Source organism: Clostridioides sp. ZZV15-6598 (assembly GCF_020657705.1).
GTDB classification, from domain to species: Bacteria; Bacillota; Clostridia; order Peptostreptococcales; family Peptostreptococcaceae; genus Clostridioides; species Clostridioides difficile_F.
In genome coordinates this window covers 1-13,127 of record NZ_JAGWCS010000015.1, presented here as the reverse complement: position 1 = coordinate 13,127, position 13,127 = coordinate 1, and the positions used below count along the sequence as shown (strand labels likewise).

At 28.9% G+C, this 13,127-nt stretch carries 12 protein-coding genes; 2 read left to right on the top strand and 10 right to left on the bottom strand.

The genetic code is table 11. The features are described from left to right. Positions 1 to 5: 5 nt before the first annotated feature. From carA to KGF50_RS04720, 4 genes are all read right to left on the bottom strand, one after another. A complete protein-coding gene (gene carA, locus KGF50_RS04735) occupies positions 6 to 1,049 on the bottom strand; it encodes a glutamine-hydrolyzing carbamoyl-phosphate synthase small subunit (protein WP_227847034.1) in 1,044 nt (347 codons plus the stop codon). 25 nt (positions 1,050 to 1,074) lie between these two features. Further along, positions 1,075 to 1,791 carry an orotidine-5'-phosphate decarboxylase gene (gene pyrF, locus KGF50_RS04730; protein WP_227847033.1) on the bottom strand — a complete coding sequence of 239 codons (717 nt, stop codon included), beginning with the start codon at positions 1,789 to 1,791 and terminating at the stop codon, positions 1,075 to 1,077. A gap of 380 nt (positions 1,792 to 2,171) precedes the next feature. Then, positions 2,172 to 2,807, bottom strand: coding sequence for a DUF1847 domain-containing protein (locus tag KGF50_RS04725; RefSeq protein WP_227847032.1), 636 nt, complete (start codon positions 2,805 to 2,807; stop codon positions 2,172 to 2,174). A gap of 23 nt (positions 2,808 to 2,830) precedes the next feature. Further along, on the bottom strand, positions 2,831 to 3,748 hold the full coding sequence (locus KGF50_RS04720) for a nitroreductase family protein (RefSeq protein ID WP_227847031.1): 918 nt from the start codon (positions 3,746 to 3,748) through the stop codon (positions 2,831 to 2,833). Positions 3,749 to 4,117: 369 nt separating this feature from the next. On the opposite strand from KGF50_RS04720, the gene KGF50_RS04715 reads away from it, so the two are divergent. Next, a complete protein-coding gene (locus tag KGF50_RS04715) occupies positions 4,118 to 5,347 on the top strand; it encodes an aminopeptidase (RefSeq protein WP_227847030.1) in 1,230 nt (409 codons plus the stop codon). Positions 5,348 to 5,551: 204 nt separating this feature from the next. Here the strand turns inward: KGF50_RS04715 and KGF50_RS04710 are convergent, their stop codons facing one another. From KGF50_RS04710 to KGF50_RS04685, 6 genes are all read right to left on the bottom strand, one after another. After that, a complete protein-coding gene (locus tag KGF50_RS04710; RefSeq protein WP_227847029.1) occupies positions 5,552 to 7,933 on the bottom strand; it encodes a homocysteine S-methyltransferase family protein in 2,382 nt (793 codons plus the stop codon). Continuing rightward, positions 7,905 to 8,618 carry a vitamin B12 dependent-methionine synthase activation domain-containing protein gene (locus KGF50_RS04705; protein WP_413926790.1) on the bottom strand — a complete coding sequence of 238 codons (714 nt, stop codon included), beginning with the start codon at positions 8,616 to 8,618 and terminating at the stop codon, positions 7,905 to 7,907. Before KGF50_RS04705 ends, KGF50_RS04710 begins: the two co-directional genes overlap by 29 nt. Position 8,619: 1 nt before the next feature. Beyond that, the gene (locus tag KGF50_RS04700) at positions 8,620 to 9,075 is read right to left on the bottom strand and encodes an S-ribosylhomocysteine lyase (RefSeq protein WP_227847023.1); all 456 of its coding nucleotides are present in this window, start codon (positions 9,073 to 9,075) and stop codon (positions 8,620 to 8,622) included. 280 nt (positions 9,076 to 9,355) lie between these two features. Next, positions 9,356 to 10,390, bottom strand: coding sequence for a sensor histidine kinase (locus KGF50_RS04695; RefSeq protein ID WP_413926789.1), 1,035 nt, complete (start codon positions 10,388 to 10,390; stop codon positions 9,356 to 9,358). A gap of 139 nt (positions 10,391 to 10,529) precedes the next feature. Continuing rightward, complete coding sequence (locus tag KGF50_RS04690) at positions 10,530 to 11,222, bottom strand: response regulator transcription factor (protein ID WP_227847020.1); 693 nt, start codon at positions 11,220 to 11,222, stop codon at positions 10,530 to 10,532. 133 nt (positions 11,223 to 11,355) lie between these two features. Then, positions 11,356 to 12,072 (bottom strand): M15 family metallopeptidase, encoded by a 717-nt coding sequence (locus KGF50_RS04685; protein WP_227847018.1) that lies wholly within the window; start codon positions 12,070 to 12,072, stop codon positions 11,356 to 11,358. A gap of 124 nt (positions 12,073 to 12,196) precedes the next feature. Here KGF50_RS04685 and KGF50_RS04680 point away from each other — a divergent pair, with 124 nt between their 5' ends. Further along, entirely contained in the window at positions 12,197 to 12,937 is a 741-nt protein-coding gene (locus tag KGF50_RS04680) for an ATP-binding protein (RefSeq protein ID WP_227847017.1), read from the top strand. Positions 12,938 to 13,127: the final 190 nt, after the last annotated feature.

Sequence of the window (13,127 nt, the reverse complement as noted above, 5' to 3'; positions counted from 1 at the left end):
TAAATCTATATTAATGCTAAGAATTTATTAAATATACAATCTAAATCTTCTTTTGTTGTGTATTCTGGAATGTACTGAACACTATATATTGGTAATTCTTTATGTCTCATTCCTTCTATAGTATTGTCATTTAAATTTACATGAGTTATCTCTGTATTTTCTGGCATTTCTGAAACATTGTATCCATGATTTTGAGAAGTTATAAATACTTTTCCTGTTTCTAAACATTTAACTGGATGATTTCCTCCTCTATGTCCAAATGCAAGCTTTGAAGTTTTTCCACCTAATGCTAATGCCAAAATTTGATGTCCTAAACCGATTCCTGCTAGTGGTTTTTTGCCTACTAATTTCTTTATATTTTCAACTATATCATTTATATCTTCTGGATTACCTGGACCATTAGATAATAATATCAAGTCAGGGTTTATATTTAAAATTGCTTCTGAAGTAGTCATTGCTGGTACTACTGTTATGTCGCAGTTACAAGCTTTCAGTGAATCTAATATACTATTTTTAACACCAAAGTCTACAACTACAACTTTAGTACCAGTCCCTTTAATATTTTCAATTTCTTTTCTTGTAACACTTTTAACTGAATCTTTATTGCAACACTCTGTTAATTTAGACTGAATTTCTTGTAATGATACATTTTCTAAAGTTATAATACCTCTTTTTGTTCCATTATTTCTAATAATTTTAGTCAATGCTCTTGTATCTATTCCTTCAAGTCCAATTACTTTATTTTGCTTTAGATATGTGTCTATATCCATTTCACATCTAAAATTATTTGGGTTGTCACTTTTTTCTCTTACTATAAGTCCTTTTACTTGCACTTTATTTGATTCAACATCTTCTAAATTTATTCCATAGTTCCCTATAAGTGGATATGTCATTGTCACTATTTGTCCATAATAAGTTGCATCTGTTAGTAATTCACCATATCCTGCCATTGAAGTATTAAACACAACTTCACCAACAGCTTCCTTTAAATATCCAAATGCTTTTCCTTCAAATACTGTTCCATCTTCTAAAATTAATTTCCCCTTCATATAAGCTACCTCCCAAATATTTTATCTAAGCATTTTCTATTTCTTTTACAATATTAATAGCTGATTCTCTTGGACTTTCTGCTTTTGTTATAGGTCTTCCAACAACTAGATAATGAGCTCCTCTTTTTATTGCATCTGATGGAGTAACAACTCTTTTTTGGTCTCCAACTTCTGCTGATTTAGGTCTTATCCCTGGGCAAACTGTTATAAAATCAGTTCCACATGCTTCTACTATCTTTTCTACTTCTTGAGCTGAGCAAACAACTCCATCTATTCCTGATTCTTTTGCTAATTTAGCTCTCTTTATAGCCAATTCTTCTGTTGTCATATTACATCCTATATCTTGTAAGTCTTGGTTGCTTAATGAAGTTAAAACTGTTACTCCAACCACCAAAGGTTTTTCTATATTTAATCTCTCTGCTTCTTCTTTAGCAACTAGTGCACATTGTCTCATACCTTCCATATCTGATACATGTATTGTCATTAACCAAACATTATCTCTTACTGCAGCTCTTACTGCACTTTTCATAGTATTTGGAATATCATGGAATTTAAGGTCTAGAAATATTTTTTTACCTTTTTCTTTTAAATAGTCTATCGTCTTTCCTTTTGTAGCCACATATTGTTCTAGTCCTACTTTAAATATATCTACACTATCTTCTAATTTGTCTATTAGTTCTTTAGCTTTATCAAATTCGTCAGTATCAATTGCAACTATTAGCTTCTCTTTACCATTTATCATTTTTACATCTCCTTTTTAATAAAGCCTAAATCCTCATAAAAAAATCCTTACACCAAAAGAGGCACAAGGATTTTATCTATACATAACTCTGATATTAATTAGCTATGAGATATCTTTCCCAGTCTCTCTGGACTAGTTTAAAAGACTTTATTATATTTAAATTTTTTATTTTATACTCATCAAAAACCTCTAGGTGATTTACTAGAGGTTATATATTAACACTATCTATAACCCTTTAGTCTCTCTGGACTAATTTAAGGAATTTAGTCATAATATTTTTTCTTTATTTATATAACTTTATGTATCTTAAGGATATTTTAAAGTTTCATCTTTTTTATAATTAAACCACTAATTGCTTTTTATGTCAATAAGTCTTTGAATTATTCTTCGTCTTTATCAAACAATTTTTTTTCAAAATAAGACTCTGCATTATATATAGCAGCAGCTGGATTATGCCCAGTTACTCTATCTTTGACAATTAGGGTTGTTATAGGAGCTTCCATATATTTCATGGCTAATGTATCATGACCAACACATAATCCAAGAATTATATTAAGGTCAACTTTAGCCTCATTTAGGAATAAAGCTTGCCCTATTGGATTACACATTATTTCATCTCCACATTTTGATATTGTTTGAGATGGCTTCAATCCAACTGTACTCTTAGGAATCGCTCCATTTTTACATATAACAGAAAACACTTCAAATCCATGATGTTCAAATACCTTTTGTACTGTTTGCATTTCTCTTTTTAAACCAATACAAAATGCTATACCAATTTTTTTATAGTCACATTTTTTAGCAAACTCTATAATCTCTTTTAACCTAGTATATTGACAGTATCCCTCTGTTTCAATTAATCCAGCATTATAGGCTATTTTTCTATTTTCTTCTTCTTCATAAAGTTTTTTTGCTTTTTCTTGTAGCTTGGCTTCCCTAGTTGGGCATATCTTCATTAGCTTATCCATATCTCCATTTGAACAACCTCTAAGATTACATTTCCCACACTTATACATACCTACTATCCCCTCTCAAAATTTTATTCATTTTGTGATTCTTCTTTTTCCAAACTTAAATTTTCATCTTGAGTTTCTTCTTCTTCTGGTTTTACATGTTCAACTACAGTTATAAAATATGACTTTCCTATTTTATTCTTTATAGGGAGTTTTTCATATGAAACATCTATTTTATTTTTTATACATGCTATATCAAAGTGTCTTAAACCTACACCTAAGCTAACCTTATTCATATCTTCACAATGTTTCCTAGGTTTCTTTTCAAATAGATGAAGACCTCGTTCATCTTTATGAAAATACCAAGGTTGAGAGTTTTTCACAGATGGAGCTCTTCTTGTAAATTCTAATATTTCTTTCCATTTTCTATTTCTATTTATTTTATTTATGATATCTTTTACTGGTTTTCTATCAGGTCTAGCATATCTTGTCCTAAATAAATCTTCATTTTTTGCTGGATATCCAAAAGCTATTATTATATATGGATTCTCTATTTTGTTTTCATCTTCTTCTTCTGTTTTTATTCCAGCTAAATAATCTAAATCGTCTTCTTCATCTTCTCTTGGGTCTTTATTGCCAATATCTACAAATTCCAATATATCTTCTCTTTTTAATGTTGACTCCAACCAACAGGTAGCTACTCCTAATGTTGTAAGACGTAAGACTATACCTTCAGTGGCAAAACCTATATTTTGTAAGTAGTCTTTTCCTTTATCTGAAGTGACTACTATATAATGAGGTGCTTTTACTTTACACTCTTTACCCATTAAAAAGTGTATTATATGACCTCTATCAACAACATGTGCTTTAATATTTAAATCTTCATTTAAGTATTCTAAATTTTTACAACTTCTTTTTATTTCTTCCATTAATGGCTTTTTTATTTTTGTACTGGAAAAATTTCTTACAGATTTTCTATAAAAAATGGCTTCATAAAGCTCCATTTATGCCCTCCTAACTGAAATCTTCTGTTCATAATATATAAACTACTATATTTAAACATATATAAGCTTTGCCAGAAAATTTTTTATTTCATTTATAAATATCTATCTCATTATTATATTATAAGTTTTTTTCGGTATTCTTGTATAGCTTTTCACTAAAAAAGTATTTTTATTTCTACTTTAATACTATTATCAACAAAAAATAACGTCTTAGTTGCAATTATATATTTAAACAATCTATTTTAATTAAAATACATATTTTTTATTTCTCAATCTATTAAGTATAAATATTTTAAATATGACCCAAAATCTAAGTAATGATATAATATTTTATAAGTTGTTTAATGTTAAAAATACAGGAGGATAGATATGGATTTCAATAAAAATTTAGAAAAATATGCTGAGTTAGCAATTAAGGTCGGAGTTAACATACAACCAGGTCAAACTTTACTTATAAAATCACCAATTGAATGTGCTGATTTTGCAAGAAATGCACTGAAGGAAGCATATAAATGTGGGGCTAAAAATGTATATATAGAATGGTCTGATGAAGAAAGTACTCTTATTAAATATCTATATGCACCAGATGAAGCATTTCATGAGTTTCCAAAATGGACAGCAGACCAATATGTAGATATAGCTAAAGAAGGTGGAGCATTTTTATCAGTGTATGCTCAAAACCCTGACTTATTAAAAGATGTTGACCCTGAAAAAGTTGCTAACTTTCAAAAAGCTTCTGGAAAAGCTTTAAAAGAGTGGCGTTCTTATACTCTAACAGATAAATGTAAATGGAGTATAGTTTCTGTACCAACAAAAGATTGGGCAAAAAAAGTATTTCCAAGTTTATCAGAAGATGAAGCAATAGATAAATTATGGGATGCCATATTTAAGTGTTCAAGAGTTGATGGACAAGACCCTATAAAAGCATGGAAAGAACATAATGAAAATCTAAAGTCTAAAATGGATTTTTTAAATGAAAATAATTTCAAAACTTTAAAGTATAAATCTTCAAAAACTGATTTAACTTTAGATTTACCAAAAGGTCATATTTGGTTAAGTGGAGCCTCTAAAGACCCTAATGGAGTAAGTTTTAATCCTAACATTCCAACTGAAGAGATTTTTGGAATGCCACACAAGTTTAAAGTCAATGGAACTGTGTACAGTACTAAACCCCTTGTTTATGGAGGAAATATAATTGATAATTTCTTTTTGACTTTCAAAGATGGTAAAATAGTAGATTTCTCTGCTGAAAAGGGACTAGAAACATTAAAGAAACTTATTGAAACAGATGAGGGTTCTCATTATCTAGGAGAGGTTGCTCTTGTTCCATATAGCTCTCCAATATCTGATACAAATATTATTTTTTATAATACTTTATACGATGAAAATGCTTCTTGCCACTTTGCAATTGGCTCTGCTTATAAAACTTGCTTAGATGGTGGAAATGATTTGAAAGATGAAGAATTAGATGAGTATGGAGTAAATGATAGTCTAACACATGTTGACTTTATGGTTGGCTCTTCAGATATGGATATTGTCGGAGAAACTCATGATGGAAAACATATACAGATTTTTAAAAAGGGCAATTGGGCTTTTTAAATTGTTTTTATACTAAAAAGGGCTGACGGAAGTTATACCAGACTTCCCAGCCCTTTTTAATGTTGATGATAAATATTTTTTTATATTAATTAATCTCATTATTATAGATTAATTCCTATTATTTTGGACATAAGTTTCTAAAACTTATATTTATATTATATATAAAATATCCTATTTAGTAAAACCTTTATTTTAATTTCCATGCTAAAAATTTAACTTTGCTATCTCAACAGCAGATTTTGCATCTTTTGAATAATAGTCAGCTCCCATTTCCTCAGCATATTCCTCTGTCAAAACAGCACCACCTACAAATACCTTTGCATTTATTTCATTATCTCTTAATGCTTGAATTGTATCTTTCATACTTTGAACAGTTGTAGTCATAAGTGCACTTAATCCCACTAACTTTATATCTCTTTTTTTAGCAACTTCTACTACTTCCTCAATTGGAACATCTTTTCCTAAGTCTATAACTTCATATCCATAATTTTCTAGCATTATTTTTACTATATTTTTTCCAATATCATGAATATCTCCTTTTACTGTAGCAACTATTATTTTTCCTTTAGATACATTGTCACTACTTCTGCTTAGTAAGGTTTCTTTTATTGTATTTAATGCAGTTTTTACTGTTTCTGCTGATTGAATCAGTTGTGGTAAAAATATGTCTCCACTATCATATTTCTTTCCTACTTTATCAAGAGCCGGAATTAAAATTTTGTCTAATATATAATTTTCATCCTTCTCTTTTAAAAGATTTAATGTTACATTTTTAGCTTCTTCTTTTAATCCTCTTTCAACTAAAACATCTAGTGACAAGTCTTTATTAGCTTTAACAGTAGAATCTGGCTGTTTTGAATTATTTATATTACTATATTGATTTATGTAATTTATACATCCTTTATCTGTATTATTTAGGATTCTAAAAGAATTGATAGCTTCCATCATACTATATTCGTTTGGATTTATAATTGCTAAGTCAAGCCCTGCTCCTAAAGCTAGTGTTAAAAAAGAGGCATTAAGCGCTTTTCTATTTGGAAGTCCAAATGAAATATTTGAAACCCCTAGTATAGTTTTTACCCCTAATGTCTTAACCATTGTTATGGCTCTTATAGTTTCTATTGCTTCCTCTTGTTGAGCTGAAACAGTTAGTGATAAACAATCTATAAATATATCTTTTGGTTTTATTCCATAAGAAACTGCTCTATCAACTATTTTTTTTGCTATCTCAAATCTTTCCTCAGCTTTTTTAGGTATACCTTTTTCGTCTAATGCAAGACCAACCACACATGCACCATACTTTTTAACTATTGGTAATATGCTTTCTAAAGACTCTTCTTTGCCGTTTACAGAGTTTACAATTGTTCTTCCATTATAATATCTAAGACCTTGTTCTAAAGCCTCTACATCGGAAGAATCAACTTGTAATGGTGTATCTACTACTGCTTGAATCTCTTTTATTAACTTTGGCATTAATTTCTTTTCATCTATTTCTGGCAAACCAACATTCACACCTAATATTTGTGCCCCAGCACTTACTTGTTCTAACCCTAAATTTATTGCATAATCTAAATTTTCATTTTTTAAAGCTTCTTGTAAAGATTTTCTACCTGTTGGATTTAATCTTTCTCCAACAACTGTTGGTGATTCTACTTCTACAAATTTTGATGGTGAGCAAACTACACACTTATCAATTTTTTCAGTACTTCCCTTTGTAACAGAACTTATATTTTCAGATATTTCTTTTATAAAACTTGGATTTGTGCCACAACATCCGCCTATTATAGTTGCACCAGCTTCAACAAATTTTTTGACGCCCTCAAAGAATTCCTTTGCATCAACGTCATATATAGCTTCTCCATCAACTATATTTGGTAAACCTGCATTTGCTTGAACCATTACAGGTATTGAAGCTCTTGATACTATTTTTTTTACTATTGGTAAAAGTTGCTTAGGACCTAATGAACAGTTTACTCCTATTGCATCAACTCCCAGCCCTTCTATTGTAGCAACCATACTTTCTGGCATACATCCAGTAAAACTTCTCCCACTCTCATCAAATGTCATAGTACAAAAAACAGGTAAATCAGAATTCTCCTTAGCTGCTAAAACAGCTGCTTTAGCTTCATATAAATCCATCATAGTTTCTATTACTATTACATCAACTCCAGATTTAACACCCTGTAATACTTGTCTTTTAAATATCTCATATGCTCTATCAAAACTTAAAGTTCCCATAGGTTCTAGCATTTCTCCTATAGGACCAATATCTAGTGCTACATATCTAGGTTTAGTGTTATCTACATTTTCTATAGCTTTTCTAGCCACTGAAACGGCATTGTTGATAACTTCTTCTACTGTATATTCATTATCTAACTTTAGTTCATTACACCCAAAAGTATTTGTAAGAATTACATTTGAGCCTGCCTCTAAATATGATGTATGTATCTCTATAAGTTGTTCTGGATTTTGAAGACCAAATACTTCTGGATTTTCACCTATTTTTAACCCCTTTTGTTGAAGCATTGTTCCCATTGCACCATCAAATATTAATATATTATCCTTTAGATATTGTCTTATTTCCACAAGAATTCGCTCCTTTTCTATATGTACAGTTTCTGTAGTTTTTACAATTTTCACACGATTTTTCTTTCTTTGATTTATCTATTTTAAAATTAGAAATGCCTATAATAGCTACTACTGATTTTCTTGGTATCATAATCCCATTTGATGTAATTGTGAGTCCTATTTGTTTTTGAGCATTTAAAACATTTAATATATCTATATTTTTCTCTATTGGTAAGTCTCCATATCCTGGGCTATATCGCATAGTTATAAATTTGTTTTGTTCTAAGAAAACCTTTTCTATATCATTTTGAACAATATCGCATACTTCTTCTATCGCTGTTGTTCCACATGAATCAATTATTAGTCCTTTTGTTAAATCTGAGTAAGAGTATCTTTTTATTTCCTTTTCTACCTCTATTCCCAAAGTCGCTGCCATAATTACACATTCATCACAGTCTTTTAGAAGTTCATATATGTCCTTACTCTTTAAGGTTAAATTTGTTCCCTCTAGTTCTACAATCTTATCTTTATTTATTTTGATAGGATAAATCCTAGATATATATCTAGGATTTATCTTGTTTTTGGCTGTTTCTATACATTCATCAATAGTTTCTTTAAGTTCTTTATCTATTTCTTGCCCTTTATATTGTAAATACCTTAAAACCTCACTTTGACTTATGCTTATACTTTCTCTTTCAATCAAATTATTCTCCATATATATTAAGAGAAAATCCTTTATCTAAAACATCTTTTGCATATTCTTTTGCTCCAAATAAAGATAAGTCTCTATAATTTCCACATTCTAGAGCTGTAGCAGCTGGCATTTTATCAGATTCAATTACTTTCTTTAATGCCTTTTCTAAACCATCTTTAACTGTCTTAGCATCTACATCTCCCCATAATATTAAATAAAATCCTGTTCTGCATCCCATTGGGGATAAGTCTATCACACCATCTAATGTCTCTCTTAAATAAGTTGCTAATAAATGTTCTAAACCATGCATAGCAGCAGTTCCAAAACTTTCTACATTTGGTTGTAAAAATCTCAAGTCAAATTTAGTTATTTTATCTCCTTTAACTCCATCAAGCACACTGCACTTTCTCACAAAAGGAGCTTTAACTTTTGTATGGTCTAATTTAAAACTTTCTACTTTTTCCATTTTTGAATCCTCCATCATCACTTAAAAATTTATTACTTTAAATCTATAAAAAAACTCCCCCTATCCACTATTGATAAGAAGAGTATATTATTTCCAATCATCTCATCGTTGTTAGCAGGACCACCTAATAAAAGGTTGGTATAGGATCACTGAGCTAACTCTCTCCCCTAATTCTTGATAAGTATCTTATTAAACTGACTTAAATTATATATTACTTTTTTATTTTTGTAAACACTTTATGTTATAAATATTTGTGCATCTAAATCATACTTTTATCTTATTACACAGTTTCTTGTATTATTGGTAGCTGTACCTCAAATACAGTTTGATGTATATTACTTGAAACCGTAATTTCCCCACCATGTAAATTCACAATATTTTTTGTAATTGCAAGACCTAATCCAGAACCTCCATCATTGCTATTTCTTGATTTTTCAACTCTATAGAATCTATCAAAGATATTTGGTAAATCTAATACTGGAATGGGTTCTCCATAATTTATAACTTTTGCAATCGCCATATTTCCTTTTTTTGCTGTTACTATATCTACATAAATTCCTTCTTTTCCATATTTCATAGCATTGGTTATAAGATTTTCAAAAGCTCTCACCAATTTATTTGGGTCAGCATTTATAATTAACTTTTCTTCATTGAAATTAACTCTACTAACCATAAATTCTTTTTTAAAATAAAATCCAAGTTGAGATACTATTTGACTTAATAGTTCTACCAAGTTTATGTCTATTTTTTTTAATCTTATTGTATTATTTTGCATTTTAGTAAGTTCAAATAAATCATTTATAAGTATATTTAAACTTTTTGATTTCTCATATGCAATATTAACATAATACATCAACTGAACTTCATCTTTATACTTACCATCTTCTATCAATCCCAGATAACCCATTATTGAGGTTAAAGGAGTTCTTAAGTCATGTGAAACATTTGTTATTAAATCCGTCTTAGTTTGTTGAGCTTGTCTTTCTTCAACAGTTATATTTCTAAGTTGATAAACTATACTATTGATTTTATTTGCAAGTTCATCAATCTCATCAATTTTTTTATCACTTAATCCATTTGACTCATACTCAATATCTATACTTTTTTCTAAATTGCCTTCCTCCATTGAGTTTACAGCATCCATAATAATTTCTAGCTTTTTGTTTTTGTCATCAGTATCTTTTAGAAAATTTACAAGTTTTTTATTTCTCTTGTATGACATTAATGAATAAATTGATATTGATGCTGTCAGAAATAAAACTGAATATAATGTACTGTCTCCTATAACAGATCTAATGTCCCTTAAACTACGCATAAGGTAATTAATCGTAGATAGAGTAGTTCTCATATATAATATCTTTATTATATATACACTTGTTAACATAATAATTAGGGTTATAATACAACTTATTATAAAGTCTACTATAGGACGAAACATATAATTTAATACACTTTTATTTTTCAATTTTGTACCCTACCCCCCAGACAGTATGAATTATTTTTTCTCCATCTGTATACTTTTCAATTTTATCTCTTATCCTACTCATATGAACCATTACAGTATTATTAGATTGATAATATTGCTCTTTCCACACTTTTTCAAATATTTCTTCTGTACTATATACTCTACCTTTATTATTTGCTAGTAAATACAATATATCAAATTCTCTTGATGTCAAAAATACATCCTTCCCATCTACTGTTACACTATGTTTTTCTTTGTCTATTAAAACTGCTCCAACTTCTATGACATCTTTATTTTCCTTGTTAGCTCCACTAAAATAATATGTTCTTCTAAGTAATGCTTTTACTCTCACAGTAAGTTCAAGTGGATTAAATGGCTTTGTTAGATAGTCATCTGCACCTGTCATTATTCCTTGTATCTTGTCCATATCCTCTGATTTTGCACTCAGCATAAGTATTGGTATATTTAAACTTTCTCTAACTCTTCTACAAACTTCTATCCCATCCATCTTTGGCATCATTATATCCAATACTATCAGATGAATATTTTCTTTTTTTAAAATGTCTAAAGCTTCTTGTCCATCTTTAGCTTTAATTACATTATATCCATCATTTAAAAGATATATCTCTACAAGGTCTCTTATTTCCTTTTCATCATCCACAACAAGAATTGTATCTTTCACTTTTTCACATCCCAACTTACTTTAATATAGTTTTTACTCATCTAAAATTATACTATACTTAAAGTAGTCTAATCTATCAAATTTATTTATATTACATTTAGTAATATCATACAATTTATGTTATGTTGTTTTATTATTTGTTTTGTAAATATTCTTCTAAAGTTAATCCTTTTGAATAAATTTCCTCAGCGACATCCTTACCCACATATCTAATATGCCATGGCTCATAAGCTGTACCTGTTATATCTTCTTTACCTTTAGGATATCTTATTATAAATCCAAATTTATGAGCATTTTCTGCCAACCATATAGCTTCTTTTGTACTTCCAACAAACCATCTCTCTGGATTTGTCAAGTCAATACATAGTCCAGATTGATGTTCACTATGTCCAGGTTTTGCTACATATGCATCGGCTTTTTCCTGACCTTGAGAATTTACTCTCTTTGTATAAGTGTCTTGTTGAGTATCATAAGACCTATATGCTGAAGACCCTAAAAACTGTATTCCCTCTTCATTAGCTTGTCTAACTAAGTCTTCTACTGCTTTTGCTGGTTCTCCTGCCATTTGTTTTTCCTCTTCAGTAGCTTCTGGAACAAACTCTATATTTACTTTAGTAATATCTTTTGGCATATAATCTTTACTAAGTTCATTTGTCTTGTTTACCAATAATATATTATCTGCTATACTATTTGAGTGATTTTTTTTCTGAGAATTTGCTTCAACATCTTGTGGTGAAGCAAATTGAGCAGTTCCAGTTGGCTCTTCATTTTTCAGAATTTTGTCTTTAGCTATAAACATACTTATAAATACTACTACTATAATGGCTAACATAAATTTTAATTTTTTCATGGTTAAATCGTCTCCTTTGTTATGTTTGTTAATGTTAATTTTAGAGTATAAGTTTTAAGTATTTTATAAATAAACCTTAAGTTATTCTTAAGTTTATATTTTTAAATAAAGGATGGTGCTAAAAATGTCTATGCAAAAACTTCTTAGTAAAGCCCGTAAGGCTATACAAGACTTTGATATGATACAAGAAAATGATAAAATTGCAGTTGGTCTTTCTGGTGGAAAAGATAGTTTGACATTACTTAATATACTTAAAAATTATCAAAGATTTTCTCCACAAAAGTTTGAACTAATAGCTGTAACACTAAATACTGGTGGTATTGATAACTCACCATTAAATAAATTATGTGAGGAAATAAATGTACCTTTTTATGAATTTCAAACTAATATAAAAGAAATCGTATTTGATATAAGAAAAGAAAAAAATCCTTGTGCACTATGTGCTAATTTAAGAAGAGGTGCTCTAAATGACAATGCAAAGAAGCTTGGATGTAATAAAGTAGCTCTTGGACATCACAAGGATGATGCTATTGAAACATTTTTAATGTCTATGTTTTATGAAGGAAGAGTTAATTGTTTTTCGCCAAAGACATATTTAGATAGACAAGATTTAACTGTTATAAGACCTATGATTTACATAGAAGAATATATGACTAAGAAGATTTCAAAGGAGTGTAACTATCCTATCATAGCAAATCCATGTCCTGCAAATGGTCATACTAGGAGAGAATACATAAAAAATCTTATTGCTAATTTAAATAAAGAAATGCCAGATTTTAAAAGGAATGTATTTGGTGCTTTAAATAATTCAGAAAAACTTTTTATATGGGATAAGGAAAAGATAAAAAATATTTATTTAAAGTAATTTAAATATAGTATTAAATTACTTTCATACATTGTATAAAAATTAATATATTTATATAAAGAAATGCAAGATTGCATTAATTATAAATACTCTCTATCTATAACTGACACAATCTTGCTATATTATAATTTTTTATATTTTTATTATTTTTTATATCTATATTTTAATAGTTATTAATATTATTATTGAT